This is a genomic window from Streptomyces sp. NPDC031340 (assembly GCF_055569945.1).
Genome location: NZ_JBVIIE010000002.1, coordinates 102186 through 118323, shown reverse-complemented (window position 1 = coordinate 118323; position 16138 = coordinate 102186). Strand labels below are relative to the sequence as shown.

At 71.1% G+C, this 16138-nt stretch carries 17 protein-coding genes and 1 pseudogene; 6 read left to right on the top strand and 12 right to left on the bottom strand.

Features of this window, described 5'->3' with window-relative positions; genetic code table 11:
- Positions 1 to 43: 43 nt before the first annotated feature.
- Positions 44 to 649 (bottom strand): class I SAM-dependent methyltransferase, encoded by a 606-nt coding sequence (locus ACZ5GT_RS01980; protein ID WP_469012804.1) that lies wholly within the window; start codon positions 647 to 649, stop codon positions 44 to 46.
- A gap of 307 nt (positions 650 to 956) precedes the next feature.
- On the opposite strand from ACZ5GT_RS01980, the gene gcvPA reads away from it, so the two are divergent.
- From gcvPA to ACZ5GT_RS01950, 6 genes and pseudogenes are all read left to right on the top strand, one after another.
- Positions 957 to 2336 (top strand): aminomethyl-transferring glycine dehydrogenase subunit GcvPA, encoded by a 1380-nt coding sequence (gene gcvPA / locus ACZ5GT_RS01975; protein ID WP_469012797.1) that lies wholly within the window; start codon positions 957 to 959, stop codon positions 2334 to 2336.
- Positions 2333 to 3925 (top strand): aminomethyl-transferring glycine dehydrogenase subunit GcvPB, encoded by a 1593-nt coding sequence (gene gcvPB, locus ACZ5GT_RS01970; RefSeq protein WP_469012793.1) that lies wholly within the window; start codon positions 2333 to 2335, stop codon positions 3923 to 3925. Before gcvPA ends, gcvPB begins: the two co-directional genes overlap by 4 nt.
- On the top strand, positions 3922 to 5112 hold the full coding sequence (locus tag ACZ5GT_RS01965; RefSeq protein ID WP_469012791.1) for an ATP-NAD kinase family protein: 1191 nt from the start codon (positions 3922 to 3924) through the stop codon (positions 5110 to 5112). Before gcvPB ends, ACZ5GT_RS01965 begins: the two co-directional genes overlap by 4 nt.
- Positions 5113 to 5184: 72 nt before the next feature.
- Positions 5185 to 5931 carry an SDR family NAD(P)-dependent oxidoreductase gene (locus tag ACZ5GT_RS01960; RefSeq protein WP_469012788.1) on the top strand — a complete coding sequence of 249 codons (747 nt, stop codon included), beginning with the start codon at positions 5185 to 5187 and terminating at the stop codon, positions 5929 to 5931.
- Positions 5932 to 5980: 49 nt separating this feature from the next.
- Positions 5981 to 6622, top strand: coding sequence for a GntR family transcriptional regulator (locus ACZ5GT_RS01955; RefSeq protein WP_469012785.1), 642 nt, complete (start codon positions 5981 to 5983; stop codon positions 6620 to 6622).
- 41 nt (positions 6623 to 6663) lie between these two features.
- Positions 6664 to 6789 (top strand): annotated as a pseudogene (locus tag ACZ5GT_RS01950) (cytochrome P450); the annotation flags it as partial.
- 83 nt (positions 6790 to 6872) lie between these two features.
- Here ACZ5GT_RS01950 and ACZ5GT_RS01945 read toward each other — a convergent pair.
- The 11 genes from ACZ5GT_RS01945 to ACZ5GT_RS01895 form a co-directional block, all read right to left on the bottom strand.
- Positions 6873 to 7466, bottom strand: a complete 594-nt coding sequence (locus tag ACZ5GT_RS01945) for a biotin transporter BioY (protein ID WP_469012783.1) — start codon at positions 7464 to 7466, stop codon at positions 6873 to 6875.
- A gap of 44 nt (positions 7467 to 7510) precedes the next feature.
- A complete protein-coding gene (locus ACZ5GT_RS01940; protein ID WP_469012781.1) occupies positions 7511 to 8491 on the bottom strand; it encodes a 5-oxoprolinase subunit C family protein in 981 nt (326 codons plus the stop codon).
- Positions 8481 to 9371: a 5-oxoprolinase subunit B family protein gene (locus ACZ5GT_RS01935; protein WP_469012778.1), complete on the bottom strand. Its 891-nt coding sequence runs from the start codon at positions 9369 to 9371 to the stop codon at positions 8481 to 8483. Before ACZ5GT_RS01935 ends, ACZ5GT_RS01940 begins: the two co-directional genes overlap by 11 nt.
- Positions 9368 to 10744 (bottom strand): acetyl-CoA carboxylase biotin carboxylase subunit, encoded by a 1377-nt coding sequence (locus ACZ5GT_RS01930; protein WP_469012774.1) that lies wholly within the window; start codon positions 10742 to 10744, stop codon positions 9368 to 9370. Before ACZ5GT_RS01930 ends, ACZ5GT_RS01935 begins: the two co-directional genes overlap by 4 nt.
- A 4-nt stretch (positions 10745 to 10748) precedes the next feature.
- Positions 10749 to 10994: an acetyl-CoA carboxylase gene (locus ACZ5GT_RS01925; RefSeq protein WP_469012771.1), complete on the bottom strand. Its 246-nt coding sequence runs from the start codon at positions 10992 to 10994 to the stop codon at positions 10749 to 10751.
- Between the two features lie 43 nt (positions 10995 to 11037).
- Positions 11038 to 11757, bottom strand: a complete 720-nt coding sequence (pxpA, locus tag ACZ5GT_RS01920; protein WP_469012768.1) for a 5-oxoprolinase subunit PxpA — start codon at positions 11755 to 11757, stop codon at positions 11038 to 11040.
- Positions 11758 to 11766: 9 nt separating this feature from the next.
- On the bottom strand, positions 11767 to 12114 hold the full coding sequence (locus ACZ5GT_RS01915; RefSeq protein WP_469012765.1) for a hypothetical protein: 348 nt from the start codon (positions 12112 to 12114) through the stop codon (positions 11767 to 11769).
- 9 nt (positions 12115 to 12123) lie between these two features.
- Positions 12124 to 12870 (bottom strand): SDR family NAD(P)-dependent oxidoreductase, encoded by a 747-nt coding sequence (locus ACZ5GT_RS01910; protein WP_469012761.1) that lies wholly within the window; start codon positions 12868 to 12870, stop codon positions 12124 to 12126.
- Positions 12867 to 13655, bottom strand: coding sequence for an SDR family NAD(P)-dependent oxidoreductase (locus ACZ5GT_RS01905; RefSeq protein WP_469012758.1), 789 nt, complete (start codon positions 13653 to 13655; stop codon positions 12867 to 12869). The genes ACZ5GT_RS01910 and ACZ5GT_RS01905 overlap by 4 nt, the downstream gene beginning before the upstream one ends.
- A gap of 176 nt (positions 13656 to 13831) precedes the next feature.
- Positions 13832 to 15211: an MFS transporter gene (locus ACZ5GT_RS01900; protein WP_469012754.1), complete on the bottom strand. Its 1380-nt coding sequence runs from the start codon at positions 15209 to 15211 to the stop codon at positions 13832 to 13834.
- Positions 15208 to 16098: a polysaccharide deacetylase family protein gene (locus tag ACZ5GT_RS01895; protein ID WP_469012751.1), complete on the bottom strand. Its 891-nt coding sequence runs from the start codon at positions 16096 to 16098 to the stop codon at positions 15208 to 15210. Before ACZ5GT_RS01895 ends, ACZ5GT_RS01900 begins: the two co-directional genes overlap by 4 nt.
- Positions 16099 to 16138: the final 40 nt, after the last annotated feature.

The window sequence follows — 16138 nt, the reverse complement described above, 5'->3', positions numbered from 1 at the left end:
GGGCAGCCTGCCGCCATGAGCACCTGGCCCGTCCGGCACGTCCTCACCGGCGGTGGACACTGACGGCATAGCCGCCACCGTCGTAAGGATCGGCGTCCCAGGTGGCGAAGCGGTCCACCAGGGTGAGGCCCGCTTCGGCGCAGTAGTCGTCGTACTCCGCCAGCGTGATGCCGGGCGGCACGGGCAGGTGGTCTTCGTCCAGGCCGAAGCCGGCGACCATCAGACCGCCCGGACGCAGGGCCGCGGCCAGCCGCTTGGCCACCGTGACCTCGGTGCCGGCAGCGAGCAGCGGGAAAACGTTGCCTGCGGCGACGATGAGATCGAAGTCCGCGGCGATGCCGAGCAGGGCCGGATCGAACCCGGTCAGATCGGTCTGGAACCAGGGCAGCCCCGGCGCCTGCTTCCGCGCCACTGCCAGCATCGACGCGTCAAGGTCTATCCCGACACAGTCGTACCCGAGTTCCGCAAGCCTGATCATGACCCGTCCGGTACCGCACCCGGCGTCCAGCACTCGCGCTCCGACGGGTACGAGAGCCGCGCAGAACCGCGCTTCGCCGTGCACGTCCTTCCCGCTGAGGGCGAGGGCCGCGAACCTCGCGGCGTAATCCTCTCCGGACGTCCCCCCGGTCAACGCATTCCAACGGCTCATGACCCGAACTATATGTCGGCCGTAAGCCACTCGAAGCTGCGCCATGGGTGCTCCCCCATGGCGCAGCCGCCGAACGGGGCCGGCGCCGTGGCCGCGAGGCCTGTGATCGGGACGTCCGCCGCGCGGGGTCTCATCGGCGCTCTTGGACACACTTGCCCTCTGGGAGTGAATGCTGAATGCTGTATTCAGAACACTGAATGACGGAGGTGATGGAGTCTCTCCGCCAAGACGTGTACATGCGAAGACTGCTGAGACCGGTCGTGCCAGACCGAGATCGAGCTGACCCTGCCTACCCGAAAGGCACGGCATGACGTCGTCCGAGAACTTTGTCCACCCCTACATCCCGAACTCGGTGCCCGCCGTGCGGCAGGCGATGCTCGACGAGATCGGCGCGGCGAGCACCGAAGACTTCTACGCCGACATCCCGGACGGGATCCGGCTGCACCGCCCCCTCGACCTGCCGGCTCCGCTGCGTTCGGAGGCGGAACTGGTTCGGCACATGGAGGGACTGCTCGGCCGCAACACCTCGACGCGGGAGGTCCTCAGCTTCCTCGGCTCGGGCTGTTACCAGCACCATGTGCCCGCGGTCGTGGACGAGGTGGTCAATCGCAGCGAGTTCCTCACGGCGTACGCGGGCGAGCCCTACGAGGACCACGGCCGCTTCCAGGCGCTGTGGGAGTACCAGTCGATGATGGCCGAACTCCTCGACGTCGAGGTCGTCAACGTCCCGGTGTACGACGGCTTCCAGGCCGCCGGGACCGCCCTGCGCATGGCGGGCCGCATCACCGGGCGCCGCCGGGTGCTCGTCGCCACCGCGATCGACGCGGACAAGCTGTCACGCATACGGGACTACGTCCGTCCCGACCATGAGGTCACCGTGGTCCCGGTCGACCCGGAGACGGGCTGCGCCGACCTCGACGCGCTGCACGAGGAGCTGGCCGCCGGTGACATCGCGGCCCTCTACGCGGACGCCCCCTCGGCCCTCGGCATCGTCGACTCGGCGCTGCCGCGGCTAGCGGAACTCGCCCACGACGCGGGCGCCCTGTACGTCGTCGGCTGCAATCCGCTCACCCTCGGCGTGGTCGCGCCTCCTTCCGCCTACGGGGCGGACATCGCCTGCGGCGACATCCAGCCGCTCGGCATCCACCAGAGCTTCGGCGGCGGCAACGCCGGCTTCGTCGCCACCCGCGACGAGGAGTGGCTGGTCGCCGAGTACCCCTCACGCCTGTTCGGGCTGGTGCCCACCTCGGTCGAGGGCGAGTACGGCTTCGGCGACGTCGCGTACGGGCGGACCTCCTTCGCCCTGCGCGAGGAGGGCAAGGAGTGGGTGGGCACGGCGGCCGCGCTGCACGGCATCGGCGCCGGTGTCCATCTCGCCCTGATGGGGCCGCAGGGCATGCGGGAGATCGGCGAGACGATCCTCGCCCACACCGCTTATGCCAGGCAGCGCCTCGCCCAGGTGCCCGGCATCGAGGTGCCGTACGGGGACGCCCTGCACTTCGCCGACTTCACCGTGCGCTACACCCACGGCGGAACCGCCGCCGAGGTCCGCGCCGGCCTCAAGGAACGCGGCATCTACGGCTCCGTGCCCACCGGCGAGCACACGGCCGCCTTCTGCGTCACCGAAGTCCACTCCAAAGCCGACATCGACCGGCTCGCCGCCGCCCTCGAGGAGATCGTCAAGTGACCGCCCACCACGTACCCGTACCGGTCTCCCCCGAGGACGCGCGGATCGCGCCCAAGCCGTCCCTGCGCCGCTTCCAGCAGGCGTCCTGGGACGAAAAGCTGATCTTCGAACTCGGTTCGCCGGGCGAACGCGGCGTCCTCGTCCCGGCACCGGACCCTTCCATCGCCCGGGTGGAGATCCCCCCGGCACTGCGCCGCGCCGAGCCGCCCGCCCTGCCCGAGATGTCGCAGCAACAGGTCCTGCGCCACTACCTGCGTCTGTCGCAGGAGAACCTGGGCGCCGACCTCAACGTCGACGTCGGCCAGGGCACCTGCACCATGAAGTACAGCCCCAAGGTCAACGACCAGTTCGCCCGCGACCCGCGCATCGCCGCACTGCACCCGCTCCAGGACGAGGACACCGTCCAGGGCGTCCTCGGCATCATGCACAGCCTGGAACTGCTCCTCAAGGAGATCTCCGGGATGGACCGGGTCTCCCTCCAGCCGGGGGCCGGTTCAGCCGCGATCTACACGAACGTGGCCATGATCCGGGCGTACTTCGCCGCGCGCGGCGAGCTGGAGCAGCGCGACGAAGTCATCACGACGATCTTCTCCCACCCGTCGAACGCGGCCTGCGCCAAGACGGCCGGCTTCAAGGTCATCACCCTCCACCCCGACGCGGACGGCTACCCGGACATCGAGGCGCTCAAGGCCGCGGTCGGACCACGCACGGCCGCGCTGCTGATCACCAACCCCGAGGACACGGGCATCTACAACCCGCGCATCGAGGAGTTCGTGCGGATCGTGCACGAGGCGGGCGGCCTGTGCTCGTACGACCAGGCCAACGCCAACGGCATCCTCGGCATCACGCGCGCCCGTGAGGCCGGGTTCGACCTGTGCCACTTCAACCTGCACAAGACGTTCTCGACGCCGCACGCCTGCGGCGGGCCGGCGGCCGGCGCGTGCGCGGTGACGGAGGAGCTGGCGCCGTATCTGCCGCGGCCCACGGTCGAGTTCGACGGCGAGCGCTACCGTCTGGACGACGACCGGCCCGAGTCCGTCGGAAAGATGCGGCCGTTCTACGGGGTGGTGCCCAACCTCGTGCGCGCGTACGCGTGGATCATGTCGCTCGGCGCGGAGGGGCTGCGCTGCGCCGCGGAGACGGCCGTCCTCAACAACAACTACCTGCTCCACAAGGTCCGGCAGATCCCGGGGGTCTCGGTGCCGTACGCCCAGGGGCGGCCACGCGTCGAACAGGTCCGCTACAGCTGGCAGAAGCTGCACTGGGACACCGGGCTGCACTCCGAGGACATCGGGCTGCGCGCCGCGGACTTCGGCACTCACTACTGGACGAGCCACCACCCGCACCTCGTCCCCGAGCCGATGACACTCGAACCGACCGAGTCGTACACGCGCGCCGACCTCGACGAGTACGCGGCGATCCTCGCCGAGGTCGCCCGCGAGGCGTACGAGTCCCCGGACACGGTCCGCACGGCCCCGCACCGTTCGACCATCCACCGGGTCCGCCCGGAGACCCTGGACGACCCGGCCACCTGGGCCGTCTCCTGGCGCGCCTACCGCCGCAAGATCCTTGGTGAGGCTCCCCGTTGACCAGGATCGGCCTGGTGGTCAACCCGGTCGCCGGGCTCGGCGGCCGGGTCGGCCTGGGCGGCACCGACGGCCGGGAGCGCCGCCACCGCGCCCTCGGCCTGGGCGCGAGACCCCTGGCGGGGGAACGAGCGGCTGCGGCACTGCGCGAACTGCGGGCGAGGTCGGGCACCGGTGCCGGTGACCCGGGGCGCGTGGTCGCGGGACCGGGAGGCGGGCACCCCGGCGCGGAACCGGAGGTCGTCACCGCCGCCGGCGCCATGGGGGCCGACTCCGTCGCCACGGCCGGGCTGACGGCGCGGGTCGTGTACGCCCCGGGGGCCGAGGACGAGACCTCGGCCGCGGACACCGTCGCCGCCGTGCGGGCCGTCGTCGCCGAGGGAGTCGACCTGCTGCTCTTCGCCGGCGGCGACGGCACCGCCCGGGACATGCTCGCCGCGCTCGACGGGCTGAGCTGCCCGGTGCTCGGAGTGCCGACCGGGGTCAAGATGCACTCGGCCGTCTTCGGCGTCAGCCCGCGCGCGGCGGGCGAGGTGGCCGCCGCGTGGCTCGCCCGCTCGGGCTCCGTACGCCTGCGCGATGCCGAAGTGATGGACCGGGACGAGGACGAACTGCGCGCGGGACGCGTCACCTCCCGCCTCTACGGCTGGCTCCGCGTCCCCGACGTGCCGGTGCGCGTCCAGCAGCGCAAGACCGGCGGCACGGCCGGTGCGCCGGAGACGGTCGGCGGCATCGCCGCCGAGGTCGCCGAGCGTGTCGGCGACGGGCTGCTGGCACTCGGCCCGGGCAGCACCACCCGCGCCGTGGCCGCCGCGCTGGGGGCCGACGCCTCCCTCACGGGTGTCGACGTGCTCGCGCTGCGGCCCGGTCACCCGGCCGGGGTCGTGCTGCGCGACGCCGGGGAGGACGCCCTCCTCGCGGCGGGGCCACGCTGGATCGCCCTCTCCCCCATCGGCGGCCAGGGCTTTCTCCTCGGCCGCGGCAACCAGCAGATCTCGCCGCGTGTGCTGCGCGCGGCAGGCGGCCGGGAGCGGCTGCTCGTGCTGTGCACCGAACAGAAACTGGCGTCTCTGGGCGGCCGCCCACTCCTCCTCGACACGGGCGACGAGGCGCTGGACGCCGAACTGACAGGCCACCTGCCCGTCATCACCGGCCGGCGCCGCACGTCGCTGTACCGCCTGACCACCTGACCGCCTGTCCACCTGACCACCTGCCGTTCGAGCGCTCGACAACCGCGCCCCGTACCCCGTGAAGGAAGACTCATGATCACTCTCGACGGCAAGCGTGCCATCGTCACCGGCGGAGCCACCGGCATCGGCCGCGCCACCGCCCAGGTCCTCGCCGAACTCGGCGCCCGCGTCGTCGTCGCCGACATCGACACGGACGGCGGCGAGCGGACCGCCAGGGACACCGGCGGTGTCTTCGTCCGCTGCGACGTCTCGCGGCGTGAGGACTGCGAGGCCGTGGCCGCCGCCGCGCGGGACCGCTTCGGCGGCGTCGACGTGCTGTTCAACAACGCCGGCGTCATCCGCCGCTCCACCGTCTGCGAGATCACCGAGGACGACTGGGACCTGGTGATGGCCGTGAACGTCCGCTCCATCATGCTGATGAGCCGCCTGGTGATTCCCGGCATGGCCGCGCAGGGCGGCGGCTCGATCATCAACACCGGTTCGGGATGGGGCATTTCGGGCGGTGGTCGGGCGGTCTCGTACTGCGCCTCCAAGGGTGCTGTCGTCAATATGACCCGTGCCATGGCCATCGACCACGGTCCCGACAACATCCGCGTCAACTGCGTCTGCCCCGGCGACACGGCCACCGGCATGCTCGCCGAGGAGGCCCGGCAACTCGGCGAGAGCTCCGACGCGTTCTACGCCGAGGCCGCCGACCGGCCCCTCGGCAGGATCGGGCAGCCGAGGGACATCGCCCAGACCGTGGCGTTCCTCGCGTCCGACGCGTCGTCGTTCGTGAGCGGGGCGATCATCCCGGTCGACGGTGCGGGTACCGCGTGACTCGCCGGTAACAGATAATCGACCGGACGGAAGAGGAGGGCCGCCCCACATGCCAATCGAGAACCGCCCGCTGCGCGAACAGGTCAAGGAGGAACTGATCAAGCGCCTCGGGCGCGGCACGATCGCGACCAACGAGCCGATCAACGAGGGGCAGCTCGCCACCGAACTCGGGGTCAGCCGCACGCCGCTGCGGGAGGCCCTGATCACGCTCGAGCGCGAGGGCGTCATCACCAGCGAGCGCGGCAAGGGCTTCCGGTTCACGCCGCTGAGCGCGCGGGAATTCCGTGACCTGACCGCGATCGTGGCGGCGCTGGAGGCACTGGCCCTGGAGTCGAGCGACCCGGAGCACCTGCGGGCGACGGCTCCCCGTCTCCTGGAGGAGGCGCGTGCCTTCTCCGCGCCGCAGGCGCCGCACGACGTCATAGAGCGCTACGACGACGCCTGGCACGACCTGCTCCTGTCAGGCTGCGCCAACGACCGGCTGATGAAGCTGATCACCTCGCTGAAGGTGACGATGCACCGCTACGAGCGGGTCGCCCTCGGGGACCAGGACGTCCTGGAGCGCTCCGCCGTGGAACACGAGCGGATCGCGGAGTGTCTGCAACGCGGTGACATGGACGCGGCGGTGGCGGCGCTCAAGGAGAACTGGAACAGCGGGATGCACCGGATCCTGGAGCACCTCACGGACTGAGGGCACCCTGGGACCGCGGCCGGCCGGCGGGCGGTCATGTCGCCGGCGGCCATGCCGCCTTCGGTCACGGCATCCACTACTGCCTCGGCGTGCCGCTCGCCCGCGTGGAGGCCCGGGTCGCGATCCGCGCCCAGCCGGCGAGCTGCCCCGATCTCGCGCTCGCTGCCGGGGCGCCGGCGTATGCGACGGCACACCCGCCGGCACCTGCGACCCGGCCGGCTGTCCGCGGGCGGCCGGCGCGCCCGCCCGGTCAGCGGGTGCGGCCCGCCACACGCCACGCCGCGGGCAGCAGCGCGCTCGCGGCCAGGGCCTTGAGGGCGTCACCCACGAGGAACGGCACGAGGCCGTGGGCCACGGCCCAGCCGAGCGACTGGTGGGTGACCAGGGCGAGTACGGGAACCCCCAGCGCGTAGACGGCCAGCGATCCGGCGGCGTACGTCAGCAAGGTGCCGGACAGGCGCCGGTCGGCACCCCGCTGGGCAAGCACTCCCACGAGGTAGCCGGCCACCACGAACCCGAGGAGGTAGCCGCCGGTCGCACCGAGGACGGCGGACACGCCGCCGGTGGCCCCGGAGAAGACCGGCAGCCCCGCGGCACCGGCGGCGAGATAGACCAGCTGGCCCAGTGCGCCGCGGGTGGCGCCGAGGGCCACCGCGGTCACGAGTACGGCGAACGTCTGCAGCGTGACCGGCACGGGCGAGCCCGGCACCGGAACCGAGACCTGGGCGGCCAGGGCGGTGAGTCCGGCGGCACCGACGACGAGCGCGGCGTCGCGGGTGCGGCTGCGCGCCCAGAGGTCGACGAGCGTGCCCCTTCCGGAGGCGACCGGCGCAAGGGAACTCATAGTGGTGGGAATCCTTTCGAACAGTGACATGGGGAAGTGCTGCGTCAGGCGGGCTGGGGCCGGGTCAGCGCCGTGCGCAGCCGCCGGACGCGTGCTGCGGCGGCGGCTCTGGCATCCAGCGCCTGCTCCATGGACACCGGGCGGAAACGAGTGCGGGTCCCGGGCGCGGACTGGCCGACGATGTCGAGATCGGCGCTGATCACCGTTGCCACCATGGCGTAACCGCCGCCGGAGACGGCGTCGCGGTGCAGGATGATGGGCTCCACCCCACCGGGCACCTGGATGGAGCCGAGCGGGTAGCCGGCGTCCACGATGTTCGACGGGTCGGAACCGGCGCCGAACGGCTGCACCCGCTCCTGCCACTCCAGCGTCCCGCCGCTGTACCGGAAGCCGACCCGGTCCGCCACCGGCGTCAGTGTCCACGTGGTGTCCAGCAGCGAGGCGAGGCCGGCCGGGGTGAGCCGGTGGTCGTACAGGCCGAGCATGACCCGCACGTCGAGCTCGCGGGACAGCGCGGAGCGCAGGTGCTCGGGGACGACCAGTCCCGGCCGCCCGCCGCCGGTGCCGACCGGCAGCACGTCCCCTGCCCTCAGCGCACGGCCCTCGAACCCGCCGAACGCCCCGAGGGTGTACGTCGACCGGCTGCCCAGCACCCGGGGCACATCGACACCCCCGGACACGGCGATGTAGACCCGGGCCCCCTGTTCCAGGTAGCCGAAGGAGAGCACCTCGCCGGCCGCGACTTCGAAGGACTCCCACTGCGGTGCGGGCCGCCCGCCCACCAGGAGCGGCATCCCGGCCCCGGTGACGGCCACCACCGCGGGCTCGGTGAACCGCAGTTCAGGCCCCAGGTAGGCGGCCTCGATCAGGGCGGCGCCGTCCTCGTTGCCGACCAGCAGGTTCGCGGCCAGGGCGGAGTACAGGTCGACCGCGCCCGACGGCGGGATGCCCACCTCGTAGTAGCCGGGACGGCCTTGGTCCTGGACGCTCGAGGCAAGGCCGGGGCTGACGATCTCAATGGCCATACAGGGCCTCCAGCAGTGTGGCGTTGTAGGCGTCAGGGCCTGCCAGGAAGTCGCGCAGGCTGAAGCTGACCGGGCTCTGGCGGTAGCGGAAGGTGCCCGCCGCGACCTCTGCCCTGATGCGTTCGTACTCGTCCTCGTCGACCGGACGGAACTTCACGATGTCACCGGGCCGGAAGAAGACCATGAAGTCCGCGAAGTCGGGCAGCTTCCGGGCCGGGTCGAAGACCGGCACCGGGGTGACGCCGAACATCTGGTAGCCACCGGCGCCGCGCACGGAGTAGATGCAGGAGAAGCAACCGCCGTACCCGACGGTCAGCGCCGGTGTGTCCGTGCGGGGGCGCAGGTACTTGGGGACTTCGAGCTGCCGCTCCTGAGGGACCATCTGGAAGAGGAACGGAAGCCCGGCGACGAAGCCGACCATCGAGGTGATCCATGGTGATCCCGAGTGGCGGTCGACGAACGCCTGCGCCGAGGGCAGTCCGTTCTCGAGCGCCGCGAACTCCAGGTCGTTCCCCTCCGGCCGCTGGTGGCGGTCGCGGAAGCGGGCCCCGGTCTCGTTGGTGAACGGGTCGTCGTACCAGACGGGCACCTCGACGATGCGTGTCTCGAGCGTCAGGGACGGCGCCTCACCGACTTCCCGCTCCACCTGCCGCACGGCGGTCTCCAGCGCCGCGGGGGCGATGACGTCCGGGTCGAACCGCACCAGGAGGGAGGCGTTGGCAGGGCAGATGTCGACCACGCCCGGCAGCTTGCGGCTGTGGAGCAGCTTGGCCATGGCCATCGCCTGGAAGTTGACCTGCAGGCTCATGGCCTCGTCGAGCTGGACGACGAGGTGTTCGTCGCCGCCCCACGAGTAGCGGCTGCTGCTGAGCGGACTCACGCCGTCCTCCCGGTGGCATCGCGGTCGGAGGCCCGGCCGGCCAGCCAGCTCTCCAGGAATGTGGTGTGGTAGTCCGCGTCGACGAACTCCGGGACGTCGAGCAGAGCGCGCAGGAACGGTGCCGTCGTGGCCACTCCCCGCACCTCGACCTCGTCGAGCGCCCGGCGGGCGCGCGTCAGCGCGGCCTCGCGGGTGTCGCCCCAGACGACCAGCTTGGCGATGAGGGAGTCGTAGAACGGGCTGACCTGGCCGCCTTGCTCGCAGCCGGAGTCGATGCGCACGAACGGGCCCCCGGGCATCCGCATCGCGGTGATCGTGCCGGGGCTGGGCATGAACCCCAGGTCGGGGTTTTCGGCGTTGAGCCGGAACTCCAAAGCGTGTCCGCGCAGTTCCACCTGCTCCTGGGTGAAGGACAGGGCGTCGCCCGCGGCGACGGTGAGCTGCTCACGCACCAGATCCCTGCCCGTGACCATCTCGGTGACCGGGTGCTCGACCTGGATGCGGGTGTTCATCTCGATGAAGAAGAACTCCTCTCTCGCGGAGTCGTAGAGGAACTCCACTGTTCCGGCACCGGAGTAGCCCACCTCGGCCGCCAGACGCACGGCCGCCTCGGTCATGGCCTGGCGGACCTGTGCGGGAACGTCGGGCGCGCAGGCCTCCTCGACGACCTTCTGCCGACGGCGCTGCAGGGAGCATTCCCGCTCCCCCAGGTGCAGGAAGTGCTCGCCGTCGCCGAAGACCTGTACTTCGATGTGGCGCGCGCGGGGCACGAACCGCTCGAGGTAGACCTCGCCGTTGCCGAACGCCGCCGCGGCCTCCGCCTGGGCCAGCGGGAGTGCCGTACGCAACTCGTCCGGGCCCTCCACGATCCGGATGCCGCGGCCCCCGCCGCCGGCCGCCGCCTTCACCGCGATCGGGTAGCCGACACGCTCGGCGACCTCCAGGGCGTCGCTCAGGCCGGTCACCGCGCCGTCGGATCCGGGTACCGTCGGCACGCCCGCGCGGGTGGCGGTGGAGCGGGCCAGCGACTTGTCGCCCATCAGCCGGATCGCCTCCGGGGAGGGCCCGACGAACGTCATTCCCGCGTCGGCGACCTGCTGGGCGAACGCCGCACGCTCGGAGAGGAACCCGTAGCCGGGGTGTACGGCGTCCGCCCCGGACCGGGCGGCGGCGGACAGGACCGCTTCGGTGTCGAGATAGCTGCGGGCCGCGGGAGCGGGGCCGATGACCACATGCTCGTCGGCCAGACGCACGTGCGGGGCGTCGGTGTCGGCCTCGCTGCAGACCGCGACGGTCCGCACGCCGAGTTCGCGCCCTGCCCGTATGACGCGGACGGCGATCTCACCTCGGTTGGCGACCAGAAGCTTGTGCATGTCGTCAGCCCGCCTCGATGGTCGCGACCGGGTCTCCCGGGCCGAGCAGCGCGTCGTTCTCGGCGATGAAGGCGGTCACCGTGCCGCAGGCTCCGGCCTTGACCTCCGCGAACTGCTTCATGACCTCGATGATTCCGATGGTCTGGTCGGCGGTCACGGATGTACCGGCCTCGGCGAACGGCGGCCGGCCCGGTGCCGGACACCGGTAGAAGACGCCGGGCATGGGGGAGCGCACAGTGTGCTCGGCCATGAATGTCCTTTCACGGTCTGGTTCGTTGTCTGTCGGGGGATGCTCAGGCGGACTGGATGACCTGGCGTACGGCGGTTGCCACTTCGACGGCGTTCGGGGTGTCTGAGTGCACGCAGATGCTGTCGAAGCGAACGGGGACGCGCCCGCCGGAGTCCGTCTCGACCAGACCGTCGGTCAGCGCGAGCCGGGCGCGGTCGGCGGCGAGACGCGGCTCCGTGGCGTGGGGGCGGCGGACGATGGCGAGGCTGCCGTCGGCCCGGTATCCGAGGTCGACGTAGAACTCGGACACGAAGGGGACGCCGCGCCCGGCCGTGACGCGTTCGTGCGCGGTGCCGGCCATGCCGTAGACCGGGACGCCGTACTGCACGGCCACATCACAGACGGCGTCCATCAGTTCCTCGTCGCGGGCCACCATGCCGTAGAGGGATCCGTGCGGCTTGATGTGGCACAGCGGCACTCCCTCTGCGTCCAGGTAGCCCTTGAGCGCCGCGACCTGGTAAAGCACCAGGTCGCGCACCTCGTCGGGGAACAGCTTCATCTCCCGGCGCCCGAAGCCCACCGGGTCGGGCAGACCCGGGTGGGCGCCGATGGCGACCCCGGCGGCGGCAGCCTTCGTCACCGTCTCGCGGACGCCCACCGGGTCGCCGGCGTGGAACCCGCAGGCCACATTGGCGGCGTCCACCAGCGGGAGCAGAGCGTCGTCGTTGCCGAACGAGTGAATGCCGAACGATTCACCCATGTCCGAGTTAAGGCTTACAGGCATGATCACAACTCATCGGTTCGTAGGGGGAGGTGAGGGGGCCGCCGCTCTCGCCGAGGCCGCGACGGCGTCGAGGACCGGGGTGGGCGGCCGGCCGGCCAGTGCCCCGGCCACGTCGAGGCGGGGGCCCGGCAGGGACAGGAGCACCTGCCACAACTGGCTGACGGTGGTGACCACGACGCTCCGGCCCGTCCCCGAGCGGACCACCCACGCCCCGGTCGGGCAGGTCACCCGCGCGGGATGTCCGCACGCGCCCAGCACGTCGTTGACGATCCGGGCTGCCTCCCAACGGGCACGCCGGGTACAGAAGATGCCGGACCAGGCGTCGGTCGCCACGGCCCTGCCACAAGCGCCACACACGGTTCGCTCCTACGGCATGACGTCGCCGGAGTTGGGCCCCAGCGTCTGGCCGACGAACAGGTCACCGCCGGGGGACGAGGCCAGCAGCACCGCGGTCGGCGCGATCTCCTCGGGCCTGCCGAACCGCCCGAGCGGCAGCTCGGCGCGCTTGGCCCGCTTCCACTCCTCGGATATCCCGTCGACCAGGGGCGTCTCGATGGGGCCGGGGGCGATGGCGTTGACCAGCACCCCGTCGCGGGCCACCTCCAGGGCCAGGGCCTTCGTCAGGCCCAGGACGCCTGCCTTGGCCGCGCTGTAGTGCGTCAGCGACGTCCCGCCCTTGATGGCCAGCTGGGAGGCGATGTTGATGACCCGGCCGTGACCGCGGGACACCATCCCGGGAACCACGTACCGGCACATGAGGAACACTCCGGTCAGGTCCACGTCGATGGTCTGCTGCCACTGTTCCAGCGACATCTCCACCAGCGGGCTCTGGGTCAGGATGCCGGCGGAGTTGACCAGGACGTCGATCCGGCCGAGCCGCAGCTCGGCTGCGGCGACCGCAGACCGGACCAGCTGCTCGTCGGTGACGTCGGCGGCAACGCCGCCGGCCGCGCCGATGGACCGCGCGGTCCGCTCGGCCGCTTCGGCGTCATGGTCGAGCACGACCACCTGCGCCCCGGCGGCGACGAATGCTTCGGCGATCGCCCGGCCGATGCCGCTGGCGCCACCGGTGACCAGGGCCGTGCGACCGGTCAGGTCCGCGACCGCGCTCATGCGCGCATCTTCACGGTCAGGCCGCCGTCGACGACGAGTTGCTGGCCGGTGACGTACCCGGCCTGCGGTGAGGTGAGGAACCGGATGACGTCGGCGACCTCGTCGGGCTGCCCCACCCTGCCGAAGGGGATGTCACCGCCCGCCCGGACGAGCCCCTGCGGGCCGAGGGAGTTGACCGGGTCCGAGGACTGGGGTGTCTCGATGAGCCCGGGTATGACGGCGTTGACGCGGATGCCACGGGCAGCCAGCTCCACCGCCAGGCTGCGGCACAGCCCGAGCACCCCGGCCTTGGCCGCGGCGTAGTGCGCGTGGTCCTCCCAGCCGTAGACACCCCCCGCGATGGACGAGACCGCGACCATCGCGGAACCCTCCCCCATGTAGGGCGCGCACGACCGGAAGGTGCGCAGCACACCTGTCAGGTCGACGGAGAGCATGTCGTCCCACACCTCGTCGGTGAGGTCGGCCAGCGGGGCACGCCGCAGGACGCCGGCGTTGGCCACCGCGTAGTCGATGCGCCCGAATGCCGCGTGGGCGCTGTGCGCCAGTTCGTCGACCTGACCGCTGTCGCGGACGTCGACCTCGACGACCAGCCCCTCGCCGCCGGCGGTCTCCACCTGACGCAGCGTCTCGTAGGGGTCGTGCGGATCGCCCGGGAAAGTACCGATCACCACGCGTACGCCCTGGCGGGCATACCCGACCGCGACGGCCCGGCCGATCCCGCTGGCCGCTCCGGTGATGACCGCGACACCCGACGCAAAATCACCGCCCTGCGTCTGTGCTGACATGATGTGAGCCTTTCTGAATCCTGTGAGATGTGCGGAACCTCGAGGTCCCCGGGGCCCGCGGAGTAGCGAGGCCCCGGGACCCGTGAGGTCTGCGGACCGGTGAGGGGACGACACCGGAGGGCGGAGATGGCCCCGCCCACCGGGCCCCGTGAACGGCCGCGCGCCGCTGAGGACGGTCAGTGCTGGAGGCGGGCGACGGGCTTGGCCAGCAGCATCAGCGCACCGGAGAGGAAGGTGCCGACCGCGCCGACCCAGAGCGCCGCCATGCCGGTGCCCCAGGCGGCCGCCGCTCCGGTGAAGAGGAACCCGCCGAGGATGGTGCCGGGCTGGCTCATGGCTCCGATGATCACCGTGCCGGTGCCGCGGCAGTCCGTCGGGTAGCACTCCCCCATGTAGAACATGATCGCCGCGTACGGGCCCACCAGGAAGAACAGTCCCACGGCGTAGGTGGCCACGATGAGTGCGGTGCTGGTGACCAGCGGGGAGAGCATCACCGCGAAGGCCACGCCGGAGATCATCCACCCGATGACGATGGTCCGCTTGCGCCCGATGCGGTCGCCCAGCCAGCCGTGGAAGATGTAGCCGAAGTAGGCGCCCAGGTTGATGACGATGAGCATCCAGAACGCGGTGCTCAGCTGCACGCCCTTGGCGTTGGCCAGGATGGAACTCCCCAACACGCTGAAGATGTTGATGCCGAAGAAGTTCACGATCCAGGCCAGCGAGAGCACGATCGTGTTCCTGCGCAGCTCGGGCTGGAAGATCCGGGCGATCGGGGCGCTGTCGGTGTGCTCCACGCCGTATTCGGCAGCCAGTTCCTCGGCCTCGCGGGTCTTCCCCTCGGCCTTGAGCCGGGTCAGCTTCTGGTGCAGCTCGAACTGGGGGGTCTCGCGCAGTTTCTTGCCGATCGTGATGATCAGGGCGACCGCGGGAAGGCTCGCGACCAGGTACATCGCGCGCCATCCCATCGAGTCCAGCAGGACGAGTGCCAGAGCGCTGGAGAGCAGGAAGCCGAGCGGCCAGCCGCCCTGGACGATGCCGTACCAGAACCCGCGGCGCTCACGCTTCTCCTCGTCCTCGGTGATCGAGAACACCTCGTTGAGGTATGTCGCGTTCACCGACTGCTCGGAGAAGCCGAGGCCGCCGAGCGACCGTACGCCGACCATGCCGGCGATGCTCGCCAGACCCATCTTCGCGGGGGTGAGAGCGGTCAGGAGGGAGGCGACGGCGGTGCCGCCGATGGTGACCATCATGCCGCGCCGGCGTCCCAGCCGGTCGATGACCGGTCCGACGCCGAAGGCGATGATCGCGGTGCCGATGGCGATGAGCGTGTTGACCAGGTAGGCCGTCGACGCGCTCCAGCCGAAGTCGTCCTGCATCACCGGGAGCAGGGTCCCGAACAGGCCGTAGTCGAAGACCGCGACGGTCCAGGCCAGGAGCGCCAGGACCACGGCCGTGTTGGTCTGCCGGCGGGTGAACGCCGGGAACTGCCGCCGGCGGCGCTGCGCCGGTTCGGCCTCGGGCACGTCGCCCGTCGGTGAGACCATTTCGCTGTTCATCTGGCCTGTGCCTTCCATGGGTGACGGGCGGCGTAGTCGTCGGCGATCTGGTCGAACGTGACCCAGCGGACGCCCTCGTGGCTGTTGATGTGCTCGATGAGCCGCTCCAGCATGAGCAGCACCTGCGGACGCCCGGAGACGTCCGGATGGATGGTGAAGGTGACGGCCGCGTAGTCCATCTCCCGGTGGACCCAGTCGAACTGGTCCCGCCACATCTGCTCGATGTCCCGGGGATTGACGAAGCCGTGGCTGTTCGGGCTGGCCTTGATGAACATCATCGGCGGCAGGTCGTCCAGGTACCAGTTCGCCGGGATCTCGATGAGCTCGGTCTCCTCGCCGCGGACCAGCGGCTTCATCCAGTCCTCGGCCCGGGCGGTGTAGTCGATCTTGGTCCAGCTGTCGCCGACCCGCACGCGGTAGGGCGTGAAGTCGTTGTGCATCAGCGAGTGGTCGTACTTGATGCCCCGTTCGAGCAGGAGCTCGTTGGTCACCGGCGAGAACTCCCACCACGGCGCGACATAGCCGGTGGGGCGCCGGTCGGTGACCTTCTCGATCAGGTCGATGCAGCGGTCCAGGACCGCGGCCTCCTGGGTGCGGGTCATCGCGATCGGGTTCTCATGGCTGTAGCCGTGCACGCCCACTTCGTGTCCGCCGTCGACGACCTGGCGGAACTGGTCCGGGAAGGTCTCGATCGAGTGCCCCGGCACGAACCAGGTGGTCTGCAGGTCGTACTTGGCGAACAGGTTCAGCAGACGCGGTACACCGACCTCGCCGGCGAACATGCCGCGGGAGATGTCGTCCGGGGAGTCCTCGCCCCCGTACGACCCCAGCCAGCCGGCGACGGCGTCGACATCGACGCCGAACGCGCACAGGATTTCCTTGGGCAAGGTCGACTCCTTCCATCACCCGGCCACTGCGGCCGGGAGT

Excerpts from the sequence above, each read along its gene's own strand:
- ACZ5GT_RS01980 (WP_469012804.1), bottom strand. The coding sequence starts at position 649 with ATGAGCCGTTGGAATGCGTTGACCGGGGGGACGTCCGGAGAGGATTAC.
- gcvPA (WP_469012797.1), top strand. The coding sequence starts at position 957 with ATGACGTCGTCCGAGAACTTTGTCCACCCCTACATCCCGAACTCGGTG.
- ACZ5GT_RS01960 (WP_469012788.1), top strand. The coding sequence starts at position 5,185 with ATGATCACTCTCGACGGCAAGCGTGCCATCGTCACCGGCGGAGCCACC.
- ACZ5GT_RS01955 (WP_469012785.1), top strand. The coding sequence starts at position 5,981 with ATGCCAATCGAGAACCGCCCGCTGCGCGAACAGGTCAAGGAGGAACTG.
- ACZ5GT_RS01945 (WP_469012783.1), bottom strand. The coding sequence starts at position 7,466 with ATGAGTTCCCTTGCGCCGGTCGCCTCCGGAAGGGGCACGCTCGTCGAC.
- ACZ5GT_RS01940 (WP_469012781.1), bottom strand. The coding sequence starts at position 8,491 with ATGGCCATTGAGATCGTCAGCCCCGGCCTTGCCTCGAGCGTCCAGGAC.
- ACZ5GT_RS01930 (WP_469012774.1), bottom strand. The coding sequence starts at position 10,744 with ATGCACAAGCTTCTGGTCGCCAACCGAGGTGAGATCGCCGTCCGCGTC.
- ACZ5GT_RS01925 (WP_469012771.1), bottom strand. The coding sequence starts at position 10,994 with ATGGCCGAGCACACTGTGCGCTCCCCCATGCCCGGCGTCTTCTACCGG.
- pxpA (WP_469012768.1), bottom strand. The coding sequence starts at position 11,757 with ATGCCTGTAAGCCTTAACTCGGACATGGGTGAATCGTTCGGCATTCAC.
- ACZ5GT_RS01910 (WP_469012761.1), bottom strand. The coding sequence starts at position 12,870 with ATGAGCGCGGTCGCGGACCTGACCGGTCGCACGGCCCTGGTCACCGGT.
- ACZ5GT_RS01905 (WP_469012758.1), bottom strand. The coding sequence starts at position 13,655 with ATGTCAGCACAGACGCAGGGCGGTGATTTTGCGTCGGGTGTCGCGGTC.
- ACZ5GT_RS01900 (WP_469012754.1), bottom strand. The coding sequence starts at position 15,211 with ATGAACAGCGAAATGGTCTCACCGACGGGCGACGTGCCCGAGGCCGAA.